This is a genomic window from Desulfobacter hydrogenophilus (genome assembly GCF_004319545.1).
Lineage (GTDB): Bacteria > Desulfobacterota > Desulfobacteria > Desulfobacterales > Desulfobacteraceae > Desulfobacter > Desulfobacter hydrogenophilus.
The window spans coordinates 961,049-979,566 of sequence record NZ_CP036313.1 but is presented as its reverse complement, the minus strand read 5'-3'; the positions used below and the strand labels follow the sequence as shown (position 1 = coordinate 979,566).

The 18,518-nt window shown below is 46.5% G+C and carries 10 protein-coding genes; 4 read left to right on the top strand and 6 right to left on the bottom strand.

The window, feature by feature from the left end:
• Window positions 1-32 precede the first annotated feature (32 nt).
• Genes EYB58_RS04260 through EYB58_RS04250 form a run of 3 tightly spaced genes read left to right on the top strand, consistent with a single transcriptional unit; the run spans window position 33 to window position 7,053 of the window.
• Window positions 33-2,693 (top strand): TrlF family AAA-like ATPase, encoded by a 2,661-nt coding sequence (locus EYB58_RS04260; RefSeq protein ID WP_242637551.1) that lies wholly within the window; start codon window positions 33-35, stop codon window positions 2,691-2,693.
• A 9-nt stretch (window positions 2,694-2,702) separates the two neighbouring features.
• Window positions 2,703-3,926: an RNA-binding domain-containing protein gene (locus EYB58_RS04255; RefSeq protein ID WP_111953518.1), complete on the top strand. Its 1,224-nt coding sequence runs from the start codon at window positions 2,703-2,705 to the stop codon at window positions 3,924-3,926.
• Window positions 3,927-3,930: 4 nt separating this feature from the next.
• On the top strand, window positions 3,931-7,053 hold the full coding sequence (locus tag EYB58_RS04250; RefSeq protein ID WP_207309124.1) for a type I restriction endonuclease subunit R: 3,123 nt from the start codon (window positions 3,931-3,933) through the stop codon (window positions 7,051-7,053).
• Window positions 7,054-7,306: 253 nt separating this feature from the next.
• Here EYB58_RS04250 and EYB58_RS04245 read toward each other — a convergent pair whose 3' ends face one another.
• Window positions 7,307-9,796, bottom strand: a complete 2,490-nt coding sequence (locus EYB58_RS04245) for a PTS sugar transporter subunit IIA (RefSeq protein WP_111953520.1) — start codon at window positions 9,794-9,796, stop codon at window positions 7,307-7,309.
• Window positions 9,797-9,911: 115 nt separating this feature from the next.
• Window positions 9,912-12,881: a TOTE conflict system archaeo-eukaryotic primase domain-containing protein gene (locus EYB58_RS04240; RefSeq protein WP_111953522.1), complete on the bottom strand. Its 2,970-nt coding sequence runs from the start codon at window positions 12,879-12,881 to the stop codon at window positions 9,912-9,914.
• Between the two features lie 200 nt (window positions 12,882-13,081).
• Here EYB58_RS04240 and EYB58_RS04235 point away from each other — a divergent pair, with 200 nt between their 5' ends.
• The gene (locus tag EYB58_RS04235; protein WP_111953668.1) at window positions 13,082-13,618 is read left to right on the top strand and encodes a YkgJ family cysteine cluster protein; all 537 of its coding nucleotides are present in this window, start codon (window positions 13,082-13,084) and stop codon (window positions 13,616-13,618) included.
• Here EYB58_RS04235 and EYB58_RS04230 read toward each other — a convergent pair.
• The 4 genes from EYB58_RS04230 to ftsX are packed head-to-tail and all read right to left on the bottom strand — an operon-like array spanning window position 13,615 to window position 18,474.
• Window positions 13,615-14,847 (bottom strand): divergent polysaccharide deacetylase family protein, encoded by a 1,233-nt coding sequence (locus EYB58_RS04230; protein WP_111953524.1) that lies wholly within the window; start codon window positions 14,845-14,847, stop codon window positions 13,615-13,617. The genes EYB58_RS04235 and EYB58_RS04230 overlap by 4 nt on opposite strands.
• The gene (locus tag EYB58_RS04225; protein WP_111953526.1) at window positions 14,834-16,144 is read right to left on the bottom strand and encodes a S41 family peptidase; all 1,311 of its coding nucleotides are present in this window, start codon (window positions 16,142-16,144) and stop codon (window positions 14,834-14,836) included. The genes EYB58_RS04230 and EYB58_RS04225 overlap by 14 nt, the downstream gene beginning before the upstream one ends.
• 3 nt (window positions 16,145-16,147) lie before the next feature.
• Window positions 16,148-17,632 (bottom strand): peptidoglycan DD-metalloendopeptidase family protein, encoded by a 1,485-nt coding sequence (locus EYB58_RS04220; protein ID WP_111953528.1) that lies wholly within the window; start codon window positions 17,630-17,632, stop codon window positions 16,148-16,150.
• Window positions 17,599-18,474, bottom strand: coding sequence for a permease-like cell division protein FtsX (gene ftsX, locus EYB58_RS04215; protein WP_111953530.1), 876 nt, complete (start codon window positions 18,472-18,474; stop codon window positions 17,599-17,601). Before ftsX ends, EYB58_RS04220 begins: the two co-directional genes overlap by 34 nt.
• Window positions 18,475-18,518 lie beyond the last annotated feature (44 nt).

Sequence of the window (18,518 nt, the reverse complement as noted above, 5' to 3'; positions counted from 1 at the left end):
GCAGAAAGCATAGAATTTGATATAGGAGATTCATGATGACCGAAACATACACAAAAGCCCGGTTCTGGAAGTGTGCTTTACAGGTGAATCCTTACACTTATCTTGCTTATCGGGGAGAGGAGCAGCGCTTAACGGAAGACGAATATAACCAGCAGCTCTTGCAGGTCTGCAAAGAAGAGAATATCAAAGTACTTGGCATCGCTGATCACGGCAATGTGGATGGAATCGATGCGATTCGAAATGTCTTGAAACCACATGGAATCCTTGTTTTTCCAGGGTTTGAGATTGCAACCACCGAAAAAGTGCATTTTGTATGTCTTTTTCCTGAGAAGACAACAACAGACCAGCTGAATCGCTATTTAGGGGCATTGGGCTTAACGAATCCGAGTGATGGTGTCTGGCCATCCAATCTTGGCGGCAATGACTTAGTGTTAAAAATAAATGAGCTTGGTGGCTTTTGTTATGCAGCACACTGCACGGATGACAGTGGGATACTGAAACACAAACTTGTTCATGTTTGGAAAAATGACCTGCTAAAAGCCGCTCAAATCCCTGCAACACTTGATGAATTAAAAGCTGAAGAGAATAATGGCTATCGTCAGATTTTAATGAATAAAAACAGGGATTATACACGAGAAACACCTATTGCCATTATCAATGCCAAAGATGTGGAAAAACCCGAGACACTAAAAAATCCAAAAGCCTCTTGCCTGATTAAGATGACCAAACCCGGTTTTGAGGCCTTTAAGTTGGCGTTTCAGGATCCAGAGTCCCGGGTGCGTTTAAATAGTGATATTTCAGAAAAATACTATTCTCGCATTGAATCATTATCCATTACCGGGGGGTATTTGGATGGTGTTCATATTAATTTTTCAGAACACTTGAATTCGGTAATTGGTGGTCGCGGAACAGGAAAATCAACCCTGCTGGAATGCATTCGTTATGCACTGGAGCTGGATCCTATTGGTAAGAGCGCGTGTAAACAACATCTGGAAATCATCAAGGAAAATATTGGCAAATCCAAAGGTCGAATTGAGTTGGTAGTGCGTTCATCTAAAATGAATGGCAAAAAATACACCATTGCCCGTCGCTATGGTGAAAGCGCCTCTGTAAAAGAGGAAGCAGGAAATATTTCATCCTTCACTCCCCGCGAGCTTCTCCCTGAGATAGAAATCTACGGTCAGAACGAGATTTACGAAATCGCCCAGGATGGCCAGTCTCAAAAGAAACTACTTGGCCGCTTTTTAGATGCTGAACATGATACTTTTGAGGATAAAATAAAAACAGCACTCATTGCCCTCAATGGGAATCGAAAAAAATTGCATAATGCTCTTGAGGATAAATCGATTGTTGAAGATGAATTAAGCAAATTGCCCAAGTTGCAGGAACGCGTGCAACAATTTAAATCACTTGGTATTGAGGATAAGCTCAAGATTATTCCTCTGTTAGAAACAGAAAAGAGACTTAAACAGCGTATTGAACAAGAGGAATTATATAATCTGGAGCAGGCTTTTGCTCAAATCAAGGATGCTTTGCCGGATACCGTTTTTTTAAGTGATAAGGCGATTGACAATCTTCCCCACAGCGACGCATTAAAGAAAATAAAAACAACATTGGATCAGTTGAAAGTCGACACGGAAAGAACATTTGATCAATGGAAGGCTTTTTTCACAACGAGCAAAGCAATCATTACCCGGTTGATTGCGGACGTGCAACAAGGTATCCAGTGTGAAGAAGAGACACTGGAAAAAACATTTAAGAATCTACCCGCAAGCGAAGGGAAAAGTGGACGTGAAATTGGTGTTGAATATCAACAGCTTCTTCAGGCAATAGAACGGATTAAACCCAAGGAAGTTGCAATCAGGAGTCAGCAAGCCTTGATTGATGAACTGAAAAAACAAAGAAACTCTCTGTTGGTAGAACTCTCGGGTTATCGTGCAAGTCGAACGGCTCAATTTGAGTCTTCACTCAAGAAGCTGAATAAAAAGCTGCAAAACAAACTGAAGCTAACGGTGAAGCCAGAAGCCAACAGGCAGCCTGTTATCGATTTCTTACAAAGCTGCAACTTGGAAGGTGTTGGGGAAAAACGTCTTTCATGGATTAATGAGCATGATGATTTTTCCCCAGTGAAGCTTGCTGAATTGATTCAAAAAGGCATGGGTGAACTAACAGGATCAAATTGGGGTATAACGCCAACTATTGCAAATGCACTGGTTAGGCTGCCTGCATCAAAAGTGCTCGAACTTCAAGAGCTGGAATTGCCCGACATCATTGAAATTGAATTGAATGTATCACATGAAGGTGCAGCGAATTATCGTTCATTGAAAAAGCTTTCAACAGGTCAGCAATGCACGGCTGTGCTGCATCTGCTATTGTTACAAAACAAAGATCCGCTCATTATGGATCAACCCGAGGACAATCTGGATAATGCGTTTATTGCCGATCGCATTGTTTCCGAATTACGTAACGCAAAGATTAATCGCCAGTTCCTCTTTGCTACTCACAATGCCAATATTCCAGTCTTTGGTGATGCTGAATGGATTGGCATTTTTGAATCAGTGGATGAACAAGGAGTCATGCCCCCCGAAGCACAAGGTGCCATTGATGTTCCTGCAGTGCGTGAAAAGGCGGCGAATATTCTTGAGGGCGGACGTACTGCCTTTAATCAACGCAAACTCAAATACGGCTATTAGGATGATACTATGCTGAAAACAGAATTATTTGAGATTATTGCCAATGGTGAAAATTCCGGTGTTGAGTTCAAACGGGATGACATTCGTCCAGAACAGCTGGCCAAAGAAGTCGTGGCATTGGTTAATTTTCAAGGAGGTAAGATCCTCTTAGGGGTTGATGATGATGGATCTATCTCTGGTCTTCAGCGTTCAGATGTAGAAGAATGGGTGATGAATGTCATTTCAGAGAAGGTTCATCCCGCGATTTTGCCTTTTTATGAAGAAATCAAAATAGATGAGAGAACCATTGTGGCTGTTCTTACCTTTCCACAAGGGAGCTCCAAGCCTTATGTTCGACGGCATAATAAAGCCGAAGAAGTTTTTATCAGAGTGGGTTCAACTTCACGCCTTGCAACCCGTGAGCAGCAGATGCGGCTATATGAGATAGGAGGCATGCTCCATACCGAAGTTCTGCCGGTATCTCGCACCTCATCAAATGATCTTGATAAAGTTCGCATAGAAAATTATCTCAAAGATATTGTAAATGATCCTGATATGCCTTCAACGGATGCTGAATGGGAAAACAGGTTGGCAAACATTGGTTTCTTAACCGAACCCAAAGGAATGTGCACGATCGCCGGAATTGTATTATTCGGGAAGCAACCGCGCCAATATTTAAAACAAAGTGGTCTGAGGTTATTTGCGTTCAATAGCCCGGATAAAGAATATAAAGCAGAATTAGATGCTATTTTGGATGGGCCTCTTGCTGCCAGATGGGATTTTACGCAAGGGGCAAGGCAATTGATTGATGAAGGGCTGATTGAAAGTGTTCTTCAAAAAATGGATCCATTTATTTCTGAAGAATTGGATAAAATTGCTGAGAATTTCCAGCGTGAAAAGCAATATTTGTATCCTATTGAAGCGATAAGGGAAGTACTTATCAATGCTTTAGTGCATAGAGATTGGACTCGATTTGTGGATATTGAAATTGGTATTTATTCCGATCGACTTGAAGTCATCAGCCCTGGTTGCCTTCAAAACTCAATGACTGTTGAAAAAATGATTGCAGGACAAAGATATACTCGCAACACCATCATCATGGAAATTATGAGGGATTATGGTTATGTGGATTTCCGGGGTATGGGGTTGCGGACCAAAGTTATTCCACTAATGCGCTCTCATAATGATTGTGATCCAATCTTTGAGGCAACGGAGGACTATTTGAAAGTAATTCTGCCAAGGCGAAAAGGTTGATTCAATGAGCTTCAATGAGATGAATACGATCGAGAATGCTCTACGCGACCACCTTGTTGGTAAGCCTGTTACCGCTCAGACCGGCATGGTGGCTGAAGAAACGGCGGAATACATTACGAGCAACAGAGATCTGAAATGGAAATATGTCCATGGTGAAAATCTGGTGCTTTATGGCAAGCAGCCTCAGGATGTCTTTGTCGATACCTGGCTTAAGGACACGCTGTGCCGATTGAATAAACCACTGGCTACCAATCCGGATCTGGCGGATGAGGTGATTCACCGTTTGCGTGGCGTGCTGTTGGAAGCAGGCTACAGCGGGTTAATCCGGGCTAATGAGATCTTTCAGGATTGGCTGCTGGGCCGTATTTCCATGCCGCTTGGCAAGGATGGCGAACACATCACTATTCACCTGCTTGATTTCGATACACCGCAGAACAATCACTTTGTGGTCAGTCAGCAGGTTCAGTTTACCGGTACGAGGGACTGTTACTTTGATTTGGTGTTGTATGTCAACGGGCTGCCTCTGGTCGTCGGTGAGGTAAAAACGCCGGTGCGCGATGCCATCAGCTGGCAGGATGGCGCGGCGGATTTTTTGGGCGGTCAAAAGCATTACTGGGAAAACCAGAAAGCCTTTTTTGTGCCGAACCTGCTCTGCTTTGCCTCGGAAGGAAAGACCTTCTATTACGGTGCGATCGGCGCCCGTTTTAAGAACTGGGCTCCGTGGCACAGTACCGAAGACCGAGAAGCAATCCCGCAGGATATGCGTACCGTGCTAAAGAGTGCGGAACGTCTGCTGCACCCGAAGACGCTGTTGGACATCCTGCAATCCTTTGTGGTGTTCTCGACGATCAAACAGGGAGCAGGCAAACCGAGTTTCAAAATCAAGATTCTGCCTCGTTATCCGCAATATGAAGCGGCCAAAGCCATAGTTGAGCGCGTTAAGACGCAGGATGCCCGTCAGGGACTGATCTGGCATTTTCAGGGTTCAGGTAAATCACTCTTGATGCTGTTTGCGGCGCAGATGCTCAAGGCAGATTCCGACTTGAAAAATCCAACGGTTGTGGTGGTCGTTGACCGGGTGGATCTGGACAGTCAGATCAACTCGGTGTTCAACAATGCCGCTGTCAAAAACGTCACGCCGGTAAAGTCATGCAAGGCGCTTGCTCAGGAATTGAAGCAGGACTCCCGACAGATCCTGATCACCACCGTCTTTAAATTCGATGAAGTGGAAATTGATGAACACAATACCGATGGCCTGAATCCCCGGGATAATATCATTGTGCTGGTGGATGAGGCCCACCGCACCCAGGAAGGCAGTCTGGGTGAAAAGATGCGTTGGGCTTTGCCCAATGCCTTTTTTTTCGGATTGACCGGCACACCGATTTCTGGTCTTGAACGAAACACCTTTAAGCTGTTCGGCGCTCCCAATGATCCGGGCAGATACCTCAATCGATACTCCTATAAGCAGTCCATTCGTGATGAGGCAACACTGCCTGTCAAATTCGAACCTCGTCTGGTTGAGCTGCGCATCGACCGGGAAACCATCGATCAGGGATTTGAGGAGCTGGCAGAACAGAACAACCTCAATGAGGAAGAGAAAACATTCATCTCTCAAAAAGCTGGAAAGCTGGCCCACTTGCTGAAAGCACCAAAGCGTATCACGGCCATCGCGGAGGATATTTCAAACCATTATCAAAACCACGTTGCGCCCAAGCATTTTAAAGGAATAGTGGTCGTGTATGACCGCGAGGCTGTGGTTCGGATGTATTATCTCCTTTGTGAGCGCCTCGGCAAAGATGCTGTTGAAGTGGTGATGAACATTTCACAAGGCACGATTGAAGAAGAAACCGATGAAAACGGCAAACCAAAGAAAATAGCAACCGACTGGCTTAATTGGCAGAAATTAGGCCTCCCGATTGAGAAGGCAGACTTCAAACGGTGGCAAGGGATTGATGCCAGCCCGGAAGTTCAGGAGCAGTTGCTCGACCGCTATCGTGATACGACCGACCCGCTCAAGGTTATTATTGTTACCGCCAAGCTGCTTACTGGTTTCGATGCGCCGATCTGCTACTGCATGTATCTGGATAAACCGCTCAAGGATCACACCCTTCTTCAGGCCATGTGCCGAACTAACCGCCTCTACAGTGACACCAAAAAGCACGGCCTGATTATTGATTATCTCGGCGTGTTTGAAAATGTTGCCAAGGCATTGGATTACGATCCCAAGGAAATCGAAGGCGTGGTGGAGAGCGTTGAAGCATTCAAAAAGCTGTTTCCTGAAGCCATTGAAAAATGCCTGGAGTATTTCCCGGGTGTTGATCGAACTGTCGAAGGCTACGAAGGCTTGATTGCCGCGCAGGATTGTCTGGTCGGCAATGAAAAGAAAGATGCCTTTGCAGCGCAGTTCAATGTGTTGAAACGTTTTTGGGAGTCCATTACGCCCGACCCATATCTGAATGCTTTCAGAAAAGACTATCGCTGGTTGGCGCAGGTCTATGAGTCGATTAAGCCTGTCGGCGGATTGGGATCTTTGCTTTGGGAATCCCTTGGGCCGGAAACCATCAAATTGATCCATGAAAATACCGAAATTGATCGGATCAGAGATGATATCGACGAGTTGGTTATGGATGCGGAATCGGTTTTTGAACTGACCGAGGAAGAAAAAAAGAAAAAGGCCAAGAAACTGAACCTGTCCCTTATGGCAAAGGTCCGCTCGAAGAATGATCCGCGCTTTGAAGAACTGGGACAACGCCTTGAACGCCTCAAGGATAAATATGAAGCCGGAGTTTTGAGCAGTCTTGAATGGTTGAAAAAACTTCTTGATGCCGCCCGCGATATGGTCCGCCTCGAAAACGAGACCCATGAAGAGGTCATTCCGGACGACAAGCAGGCGCTCACTGAAATATTCCTTGAGATGAGGAACGGCACGACTCCGCAGATCATCGCCAATGTGGTTGAGGACATCGATAAGATCGTTCGAGCCACCCGATTTGACGGCTGGCAAAGCACGCACGCCGGGCAAAAGGAAATACAGAAGGTGCTCCGGCAAACGCTTTTTAAATACAAGCTCCATAAAGAGCAGGAACTTTTCGAGAAGGCATTTGGGTATATAGGGGAACACTATTAAGGCCCAAAAAGAAAGAATTGCTGCATTATAAATAATTTTTTTGGAACCTGATAAATAAGCGAGGACTATCTCCAAGACAAGCTCATTTTTTTAGGAACCTGAGCACAGTAAACTTTCCCTGTTAGTTCACACCCTATTGTGGAATTTAGAACCCCAGGTTATTACTGAAAGTTCAGTGGGTTAAAAAATGTAATTGTAAATAACAGGGGACCGTGAATCTACCTGTTCTCCAGTGAGTGGAGAAGTCCTTCTGTCAGGGTTCAGGCAGCCGGCGATCCCGGTCAGCATTCAGGAGCAATTCTTTGAGCGCCTTGGCAGACCTGGCCCTGAGCCATTTATCGTCAAACCTCGGGTCCATGACAATCTTGGCGATGGCAGACAGGGCCTCAAGATGGAAATTGCGCTCATCCCTTGTTCCCACCAGCACAAAGGCGGCATGAACGCTCGGGGCCTGGGGCGAAAAAATGATTCCCTTTTTGTTCCTGACAATCAGCATACCAAATTGGTTCTCTCCTTCAATGATAATGTGGGGGATGGCAAGTCCCGGGGCCAGCACCGTGGTCATTTCGTTTTCCCTTTGGCGGAGCATTTCAAACAGGGTGGATGCAGATATATCCACCTGTTTGCTAAGCTGTTTTGCGGCCTGTTCAAAAAAGGCGTTTTTGTCCATTTCCTGCTTAAGATCAGCCACCACAGCCTTTTCCACCAAGAGATCAAACCGGTCTCTTTGTCCGTTTTTAATGAGATAAAGTTTTTCCCCATCCTCTTTCAATTGTTCAGGCACGGCCCTTTCCATTAGATTTAAAGCGGCTTGGCCCTCATGCCGGTCAAAACGCAGGGCAATTTCTCTTAGGGCCGCCGTGGTGCCCATGACCGTGACCCGGTCTCCGGATTCCAGCCGGGTAAACCCATGGGGAACATAGAGCGTTCCCCTGCGCCGGACCGCCATGATCACCGAGTCAAAGGGCAGGCGAAGGTCTCTTAGGGAAAGGCCTGCAAGGTCCGGGTTGCGGACCGTCACGTCTGCCACATCCCGGCCCCGGTGAAATCCCATCAACAGGGACGCCGCCCCCGGCGCCCGGACAAAGTGGTCCAGCAACCCGATAATGGCTGTGGATGGGTCTACGACCAATACGTTGAGATCCTCAAATGCCTTAAGGTTGCTGCGGTCATTGAGCCGGGCAACCAGAGTCTGGGTAGCAAAATGCTCAAACGCGGTTTCGCAGATATCCAGATTTTCTCTGTCGCTTAGCAGAGTCACAATGGCCGTTGCAGTTCGGCACTGGATTTTTTCAAGGGATTTGCAATCAAATCCGTCCACAACCAGGACAGGTATCTGGGGGCTGTTTTCCAGGCTTGCTAAGGTAGAGTCACCCCTTGGCTGGGCCAGTTTTACCCGCCACCCATGGGAAAACAAGGTATGGGCCAGTGCCGTGGACTGGGTGTCGGTTCCGAAAATCACCACATTCCGTGGTGCGTTGACGGCATTGGGTTTGGCCGGGGGGTGATCCTCTTTCATCCGCTTGATGGCCAGTTTGAACAACGGGGGGCCGACGATCTCGTTAAGGATAATAACGGATATTATAAGCGTGGAAAAAGAAGGGCCCCATTGGGGAAATTCTATTCCTACTTCCTTGGCAAGCGCAAGCCCGACACCGGCCTGGGTGATAAATGCCATCCAATAGGTCCGGCTGCTTTGGGCGCCGATTCCGGCCAGGCACCCCCCTAAAAAAGATCCTGTAAATATGGCAAAGACGCGAACCCCGAACAGGATAAGGGCAATAGGCCAGGTGTGGGCCAGGATATCAAGGCGAATGGAGGCCCCGGTCAGGGTGAAAAAGGCAATGTAAACCCCCGGGCCGACACGATGGAGTAGATCAAGAAACTCTTTCCTGTACTGCCTTGAATTGGCTGCCAAAAAACCGGCCACCATGCAGACCAGGAGGGGTTCAATCAGAATTTCAATATTCATCTTATGGTGGGTGTACGCGCGAAGGCCTGAGGAACCTATAAAAACAAGGTATCCGGTTAAAAGGATCAGCGTGGATTTTAAAACAAAGGGGGCGGGAAGCCGGAGGATAAAAAACAAAATTCCGGCGACCGGCATGCCAAGGGACATGGACAATGCGATCTCCAGGATCAGAAAAAAGACGACCCCGACATTCCAGGTCAACCCGGTAAGCAGGGCGTCTGCTATGGTGATGGCTGCGGCAAACAGCACAATGACCACCACGTCCAAGATGACCGTCACCCCCATGACCGTTTTTGTAAACCGGCCCTTGGCCCTGAGTTCATTGATAATGGCGATGGCCGAGGATGGGCTCCTTGCCACAAGAATGGCTCCACCAATGAGCGCCACGGCAACTCTTCCTGAAACCGGCATGGCCGCCATGAAAGGGATATGGCCGGCAAGGGCAAAAAGCGCCAGGGACGCCATTGTAAAGGTTGAGATCACAAGCCCTGACGTGATCCATCCAATGGCCACCAGCCTTGACTTGAGTTCTTTCAAGTAGAGTTCCCCGCCTGCGGCAAAGGCGATCAGCCCCAGCGACACCTGATCCACAAAGGTCAGGGTTGAAACGGCCTGGCTGGGTATCAGATTCAGAACATGGGGGCCGGCAATGATGCCGGTGAATAAAAAACCGCTGATCAGGGGAAATCCGGCCTGTTTAAATGTGTCGCCGATCTGCCTGGCAGCCAGGGCAATGATGCAGAATCCTGCGGCAAATACGAGAGAATCCATATCCTAATCCCTTTGAGGGTTTTTTTACCTTAACATGGAAATTTTGATCGGAAAATCTATTTCGTGTTTGAACGGCTCGCCAGAGTCGTCCAAATAAGGTTTTGGGGGCCAGTCACTATTTCAATGGCGTTGTCTTGGAAAAGGTTTCCATATCGATACTATCCGTTAATTCACGGGCGATACTGGTACTTTCAAGTCGCATGATGCTTTCTTCAGAATAGCCAAAGCTTAAAAGATTGATGCTGCCGTACCAGGTAATCTTGTTGTCAATGATTGCAAATTTCTGGTGGATGTTGGGTTTGTATACCATTTGGACACCTTGTGTATCAATATCTGAAAAAAGATTGCTCAACATGGCTTTTCTATTTTTGTCATAATCATCAGCCGGTCTGGTTATGATCGTTATTTTTACCTGCTTTTTCAAGAGGTCCTTAAAGTGGTCCATCATTTGGTACATCCTGTTTTTTGTGATAAACGGACTGACGATCAGCAGATGCTTTGAGGCAACGGCAATATCCTGCAGATAAACCGGAAAAAAACTGTCTTTATTGAAAATAATATTGGTCGGTGCATCGGGATATTTTGAGGCTTTGGCTTTATAACCGATTGAGGCATATCCTTTCAGCCGTTTCCCGTACATTTTTTCGAGCATTTTTACATGGAGATCGACATAATCGTAAATCCGTACATCTTTTTTCCCTTTAAAGTAACGGTGCAGTCTGCCGGCATATTGATGCAGTGTCCCTTTCCAGGCAATGGGCATGACCAAAAATAACGTATCCAGCCGTGCTTCATCAAAACCCTCACCAATATAGCTGCCCGTGGCAACCAGTACAAAGGGCTCTGTCTCCTCAATCCCATTGATTTCCCTCATTACCCGGGTCGTTTTTTTATCCCCCATACCACCTGTGAGGCAAATAACATTTGATATTCTTTCCCTTAGCTTTGCTGCAAGTTCTGCTACATGGCCAACCCGACCTGTTAGAATTAAGGACTTTCTCCCTTTTTCATAACATTCCAATACATCATCCATGATGAGCTGGTTTCTTATTTCATCTGATGCCAGGCATGTTTTTATTTCCTGAAGAGACAGCTGTTTTCCGTCTTTATCTGGTGGCGATTTAAATGATGTGAATCTTGGCATGAGATAGTGCTCAAAGGGACGCTTTTCAGCCTGTTTTTTTGCATCCACTGAAAACCGTACAGGTCCGCAGTAAAAAAAGATAATCGGGTGGTGGCCGTCAGGTCTGGCAGGGGTGGCCGTCAAGCCGTAAATATATTTTGCTGTGGTCTTCTTCAATATTTGTTCAAAAGTGACTGCAGGAACATGATGGCATTCATCCACAAGAACCATTCCATAATTTTGTACGGCTTCTTTGACATCTCCTTTGGTATTCAATGATTGCATCACCGCTATATCGACAATGGAACTTAAGCTGTCTTTCCCGGCCGCCATGTGGCCGATGATATTGAGTTCTTTTTTACGGCCTCTTTTTTTAGGCGGTTCAGGAAGGGATTCATTGATGATGAGAAATTGTTCCAGCCGTTCCCGCCACTGGGAAACAAGTTGCTGCCGGTGAACCAATACCAGGGTGTTTACTTTTTTTATACTGATTAATTTTGCGCCGATAACGGTCTTCCCGAATGCCGTCGCAGCTGCTAACACGCCATTGGCATGTACCGACAATGCATCAATCGCAAGTTGCTGTTCATCCCTCAATTCACCTCGGAATTCAACATTAATTGCCTTTCCGGGATTTGATTCATCTTCTTGTATCAGAGTGACATTATTTTTTTTGAACAAAGATTTGATATCGCATTCACACCCGCGAGGCAGGGCAAGATGGTTTTTATAATCATCTGAGCAGGAAATGACCCTTGGCTTGCCAAAGGTTGATTTTCTCATGGCCTGGGCCTTATAAAATACAGGGTTTTTAAAGGCCGCATATCTTTTAAGGGTATTTAATGCTTTCTGGCTTAACCCTGTTTTTTCAATATACAGCATGCCGGATTTAGTCATTTTAACCGTTTTGGGAAAATCCTTAGCCTTCAGGTCAATGGCTTGCTGTTTTTTCCACGGTGTTGATTCTGACATTTCTTCCTTTAGCACTCCCAGGTCGTTTCCCCGGGCCAGCTTGTTTATAAAAGATGTCAGATCTTTTTCGCTCAGCTTTTGAATGCCGGATAAAAACTGCCATTGGTCAGGGTACGGATTAAAATCTTCATTGATAAAAACCGCATTCTCGTTATCCCGGGCCGTTTTCTGGAGCGGCAAGGCAATCAGGTTACCAAACCCGCCATCCGGCATGGTGTCTTGATTCGGGAACAGCCTGTCATAGGATTTGAACGAGATTTCATGCCGTTTTCCCATTGAGTAGGTCAATAATGATGTCCCGAATTTTCGGGCAAATGCTGCAGGGACCTTTTGTTCAAAGAAGAACCAGGCATGACAGCCATTGCCGGATTGTGACCGCTCTATTGCGACCGGTATTTCAAATTCTGAGCAGGTGTTTCGAATCACCGCAATGTCTTGTTTCCATCCTTCTTTGTCAAAATCAATAGCCAGAAAATGGCAGGTTTCATCAGGATTCATGGGATAGATCCCGATGACGTACTCACCCCTGAGATGCTTTTCGATAACGGATTTATTCAGCGTCCCATATGATTGATTGCCACATACCGAACATTTTATTCTGGGCTTATTGCAGATCCCGGGTACCCATTCATTCAGGCAGACCGGGCTGTATCCTGTAGCGCCCTTTTTGCTTTGCCATTTTTTTGCATATACATCGGCCCTGCCTTTAAACAGGGACATAAAAAGCTTAATCTTTTCATTGCTTTGAGAATACCGGCTAATTACACTGGCATATTTTTCTGATGTTACTGCCGTACCGGATTTTTGGCTTGTTGCAGTGTTTTTAAGGTTACCGAATATCAACGTTTCCCTGGATTGGTCAGGTTTATGATGGGAAATAATAATTTCGGGTTTGGGCTCTAATTCCCGGATTTTTGCTTTCAGAGCTTTGTTTTCTTCAAGCAGGGCGTCATATTTTTTTTTCAACTCATCGTAATCGTTGATAGTCATATCGTATCTGAATCATAGGATCCCATGAAATAATATTTTTGTTTAGGATTTATGAAGATTAGCCTTACTCTTGCAAAAAAATCAATAAAATATTCCGGGCCGGATCAATTCTCTGATTCATTATCCGGATCGTTTGCATTTCATGGCAAGTAAGATATAAGGGGTGCTGAAAATAAATGGGGAGAGGGGGGGTAAATGCAATGACAGAGCATGTGCTTGACAATCTATTGAAAAATTACACGGATCTGATCACCCGGGTGGATGAACACATCCAAAGGCTTGCCCGGATCCATAAAGACCGGCTTGCCTGCAAAAAAGGGTGTGATGAATGTTGCAGGCACCTGTCTTTATTTCCGGTTGAGGCCTTTGCCTTGTCACGGGCCTTCAGTCGCCTGGATGCCCCATGCCGGGAAAGGGTTCTTGATCAGGCACATCAGACCAATCGCGCATGCCCCCTGCTCGTGGACCATGTCTGTATGATTTATGAAGCCCGCCCCATTATCTGCAGGACCCACGGATATCCTTTGTATATGGAAAAAGAGGGCAGGGCCATGGTGGATTTCTGCCCTAAAAATTTCAAGGGCGTAAAAAAATTGGATCGGTCTGATATGCTGGATCTTGACCGGATGAATACCCTTTTAACAGTTGTAAACAGCCATTTTACCGCCTGCTTTGAAGACGTGCTGCCTGACCGTATACCTGTGGATCAGGCCCTGGAATTATATCAAAGCCTTTAACTTTCTGGTACCTCAACAAGCCTGCTGGCCGGCACCAGCCGGGCTTTTTCCTTAAGTTTTGGAAGTTCGCGTTTCAGCGCATCCAGGGTCGCCTGGTGAGGGTGCCCGATACCAATGGCGCTGCCATGGTCTTTGGCCTGCTTGATAAGCTTTTTGATCTGGCCTGAAATGTATTCGATATCCTGGAAGTTATCCAAGAATACATCCCTGTGGGAAAATTTCAGCTGAAACATACGTGCGGACTGCTCGCCCTTGGATTCAGCAGATGTTCTGGAATCAACAAAAAATAAATTTTTTTGTTTCAGTACCGTGAAAATCTGGTTCATTTTGTCTGAATCCGCCGTAAGTCTGGACCCCATGTGGTTGTTGGCCCCCACGGTGCCGGGAACCGCATGGATATCCTTTCGAAGCTGGGTTAAAAGCTCATCCGGGGACATGGAAGATAACAACGCTCCCGGTCCGGGATTGACCTTGGGGTACTGGGTCGGTTCCATGGGAAGATGCAGCATCAGTTCCGCCCCTTTTGCCGACAGACTGTGGGCAAGCTGCGTTCCGGCAGGAGAAAAAGGCAGAATGGAAAAGGTGATATTTTTATCTATGTTGAACAGGCCCATGGCCAGTTCTTTGTTGTATCCGATATCATCAATGATAATGGCAATCCGGGGTACAAAATTGTTTTTTTTCGGCGGTATAACCTTTTTAGTGGGTGCCGGTGTTACATCTTCATATACTTCATAGACAATCGCCGATCCCTCTCTGGGTAGCGAAGATTCGGCTATACTGCTTTTGCCGGCTGAATTGTTTTTTCCCTTAAGGCTTTTGGCTTTGGATATGATTTTCGGCTCGGCGGTTGGCAGGCGCTTTGTCTCCGGCGGCTGGTGCTTTTGCCGGGGGGGAGGCGGTACCGGGTCTTGGGGCTGTGCCACCGCCTGGGTCTTTGGGGCCACCGGCCGATCGGCTTGTATAAAAATATCAATCAGCATCGCTGCGGTCAGGCAGACCGAGACAAGGATGGCAATGCCCAGCACCGTTTTTTTCAATTCGTGGAAAAAATCGGGATTTTTTTTCTTAGCAGGTTTCTTTGTTCCGGCTTTGCTTGCTGTTCTTGGCTTTTTCTTTGTTTTTGTACTTTTTTTGGGGGCGGTTTTGGTCGTTTTTTGGGGTGCCGGGGGCTTGGCCTTTTTCCCCGGCCTTTTTTTCGTACCGCCTGTGGATTTAGTTTGTGCCATTTATTTTACTGAACACACCATAGCTTATGAGAATATCAAGGGCGCGTTTTACCTGGATATCTTTATTGAGTTTTTCGATTTCAGTATCTTTTTGGGATTTTTTCTTATTTTTAGTCTCTTCTGCTTCGGGTTTAAGACTGTTTTTCAAATCTTTTTCTTTGAGCATCAGCTCAAAGGCAGAATTTTCTTTTGGGTCTTCCTCCACTGTCCCCGGCTCCACCCGGATGTCCGGCTGGATGCCCTTGGCCTGGATGGAATGCCCGCTGGGGGTATAGTACCGGGCTATGGTATATTTAAGCCCAAATCCGTCCTTGAGTGGGCGTACCGTTTGCACCGAACCTTTGCCAAAGGATGTTGTGCCTATAATCAAAGACCGGAAATTGTCTTTAAGGGCACCGGCCACAATTTCGGAAGCGGACGCAGAACCGCCGTTGATAAGCGTGACAATGGGGTAGTTACGTTCCGGAAAATTAGGATGGGCCTTGAATGCCTGGTTGTTTTTTTCAATGCGTCCCTTGATGGATACGATAGTCCCCTTGTCGATAAACAGGTCGGAGATTTGAATGGCCTGGTCCAGAAGCCCTCCCGGATTATCCCGAAGGTCAATAATCAAACCTCTAAGACCACCTTCTTGTTTTTCCAGGCCTGACAGGTTTTCGATCACATCATCCAGGGTGTTCATTCTGAAATTGGTGATTCTTAAATACCCGAACCCTGGTGTGAGAATGGCCGAGCGTACGCTGGTCATGGGGATCAGATCCCGTTTAAGCGTAAAGATCAGCGGGGCTGATGCCCCTTCCCGGATGATGGTGATTTTAACTTCTTCGTACCGTGGTCCCCTCATTTTGTTTACCGCTTCCCACATGGCCATGTCCTTGGTGGATACATCATCAATTTTGACAATGATGTCCTCGGCGGTGATACCGGCCTCGTAGGCAGGGGTGCCTTCAATGGGGGATACGACTGTAAGAATGCCGTCCTTCATGGTAATGACAATGCCGATACCGGAAAACTCCCCTTTGGTATCATCTTGAAGATCCCCAAAGGCATCCGGGGGCATGAAGCTGGAATGGGGATCAAGATTACCCACCATACCCTTTATGGCATTGTGTACCAGCTCTTCGGGCTTGACCTCGTCCACATAGTTGTTTTCAAGCTCTTCCAGGACGTCGGCAAACAGTTTTAAGGATTGATAGGTCTTTTCTTCAGCCGCATGCACTGAACCTGCAGTCAGCATAAGGATCACAGCCGCAGTCAGCCAGAACCGCATCAATCCGGCCCAATTCGTTTTTCTCATCTGTCATGCTCCTTTTTTCAGCCATTTGAGGGGATCGACGGGTTTTCCGTGGTGACGGACCTCAAAATGAAGGCACGGTCCCTTGATGGAGCCGGTATCTCCTGCCGTGCCAATGATTTCTCCAGTGTTCACCCGCTCGCCTTTTTTTTTGTACAGCTCTTCCACATGGGCGTAAAGGGTATAATAATTGTTTCCGTGGTTGATGATCATCAGGTTGCCGTAGCCCTTCAGCCACTGGGCAAACATGACCTCTCCGCTGAAAACGTTTTTTACGGGCGTACCCCGTTCCGCCTTTATATCAATTCCGCTTTGAAATGTGAAGGCGTTGTAATCACCTTTGCGTTTGGTGCCGAAACTTGAAATGATTTTACCATTTATCGGAGGCTGCAGTCTGCCTTTCTGTTTTGCAAAGGATGTTTTCACACGTAAGGAACCGGCCGGAGGTGCGATGGCGGATATGGTCTGGTTCAGGGCCCAGGACGATACTTCAAGGGAGTTCTTTGCGGCCATGGACAGGCTTTTGCGGCGTCTGATCTCTTTAAGGATTTCTTCCTTTTTACGGGCTTCTTTTTTTCGGATTTTAATCTCATAAGTCAATTGTTCCTGCAGACCTGATTTCAGCTTGTGCTGATTGTTCAGATCCAGTTCAAGACCTTTAAGTTCCTTCATATTCCCAGCCTGTTTATTCAGCAGGTAAAAATCTGATTCTACGACTTTTTTAAGCGCATTCTGGGTGATGACAAAGTCAAATAAAGACGACGGGGGACCGGCCATTTCCAGACGGCCCATCATGTGCATGCGGAAAAGAGCATTCAAACGTTCTCCGGCATACCCCCGTGTGGCTTTCATTGATTTGTTAAGGTCTGCAATACGCGCTTGTGTCTTTTCAATTTCCTGGGAAATGATAGTGGCATCGCGCTTTAATTTTCGGGCTGTCAGCCGGGCACTGTTCAGGGCCTTATCAATTTCGTTAAGTCCGTCAAGAATCTGCATCTCCTGCTGGGAGAATTCTTTGACTTTCCGGTTCTCTTCCCGGATCTGCCGTGCAATGACCGCTTGTCTGGTTTTGTTTGCCTCGGAAGTTTTTTGGGATGCAGGCTTTTTCTTTATGACTTTGGCCGGTGTTGGGGGTGGCGGCTCAGGTGGCGCGGGGTTTTGTTTCGGGCGCGAAGATACCGGTTTTAAAAGAATATAGCGGCTGCGGTTTTTGATATATCCCAGTATGCCTTGGTATTCTATCATCAGCCAGCCGCCGATACCATCTTTCATCTCCAGAACATCAACCCGTTCGCCTTTATTGAGAACCACCACCACTGAGGAGATGTTATCGGGAGCTGCGCGGACATTGAGTTTGGCTGCATTGATTTTGCCCTTATACAGAACCTGTGCGTAACACAGGTCTGCCAGGCCCCAAATAACGGCAACAGTCGTAATACAGGCAAAAATAAAAGGCCTTATTTTAAAATCTGCTTGAGTGAAATGAAACATCCGAACCAACCTAAAAAGGTACTGGAAAATAAAATGATCGCCATGGCCGGCCAGGAAAGAAAATGAATGTCCAGATAAACATAGGCACCCAGGTTCTGGGAAATGCCGGAAGCTATTGTCAGATAGCCTGATAGAAGAATGATGATACCTAAAATTCCGCCTAGAAATCCCTGGAAGAGCCCTTCAATATAAAAAGGTGTTTTGATGAACCCGTCTGTGGCCCCCACCAGACGCATGATTTCTATTTCAGTCTGCCTGGCATAAAAGGCCAGACGTACGGTGTTGGCCGTGATGAACAGGGCAATCATTAAAAACAGACCGCTCATGGTATACCCCGTCATTTTGAAAAGATTGAACAGCTTGAAAAAGCGGCCTAACCATCCCTGTCCATACTCTACGGTATCTACAATGTCTAAGGCCTCAATCCGGTCGGCTGACTTTTGGATCTGATCAAAGTTTGAATGGGCGATCATGGTGATTTCAATGGCGTCAGGAAGGGGATTCTCCTGGAGGGTCGATAGAAACTGGGTTCTGGAACCCATCTCTTTTTTCAACCGTTCCAGAGCCTGGGTTTTGGGTATAAATACCATTTCTTCGATACCGCCCATGGACATAAGCTGTTCTTTTACATTAGGCAGCATGGCAGGCGTGAAAGATTCACTTAAGTAAACCATGGCCCGTCCGCCCTGATTCCAGGCAGAAAGGACCCGGCTTGCGTTTTCAAAAAAAAGCATGAAAACTGATACCAGAAGGATGGAAAGGGCGATGGTGATGATGGTAATGATATTTAAAAATCGATTAGACCGGATATCTGTCAAGGCTTTACTTGGAAATCGCATCATATCGCCATCGCATCTTTTTTTAGGGACTTGTAAAAAATAAATGC

Excerpts from the sequence above, each read along its gene's own strand:
- EYB58_RS04260 (WP_242637551.1), top strand. The coding sequence starts at position 33 with ATGATGACCGAAACATACACAAAAGCCCGGTTCTGGAAGTGTGCTTTA.
- EYB58_RS04255 (WP_111953518.1), top strand. The coding sequence starts at position 2,703 with ATGCTGAAAACAGAATTATTTGAGATTATTGCCAATGGTGAAAATTCC.
- EYB58_RS04250 (WP_207309124.1), top strand. The coding sequence starts at position 3,931 with ATGAGCTTCAATGAGATGAATACGATCGAGAATGCTCTACGCGACCAC.
- EYB58_RS04245 (WP_111953520.1), bottom strand. The coding sequence starts at position 9,796 with ATGGATTCTCTCGTATTTGCCGCAGGATTCTGCATCATTGCCCTGGCT.
- EYB58_RS04240 (WP_111953522.1), bottom strand. The coding sequence starts at position 12,881 with ATGACTATCAACGATTACGATGAGTTGAAAAAAAAATATGACGCCCTG.
- EYB58_RS04235 (WP_111953668.1), top strand. The coding sequence starts at position 13,082 with ATGACAGAGCATGTGCTTGACAATCTATTGAAAAATTACACGGATCTG.
- EYB58_RS04230 (WP_111953524.1), bottom strand. The coding sequence starts at position 14,847 with ATGGCACAAACTAAATCCACAGGCGGTACGAAAAAAAGGCCGGGGAAA.
- EYB58_RS04225 (WP_111953526.1), bottom strand. The coding sequence starts at position 16,144 with ATGAGAAAAACGAATTGGGCCGGATTGATGCGGTTCTGGCTGACTGCG.
- EYB58_RS04220 (WP_111953528.1), bottom strand. The coding sequence starts at position 17,632 with ATGTTTCATTTCACTCAAGCAGATTTTAAAATAAGGCCTTTTATTTTT.
- ftsX (WP_111953530.1), bottom strand. The coding sequence starts at position 18,474 with ATGATGCGATTTCCAAGTAAAGCCTTGACAGATATCCGGTCTAATCGA.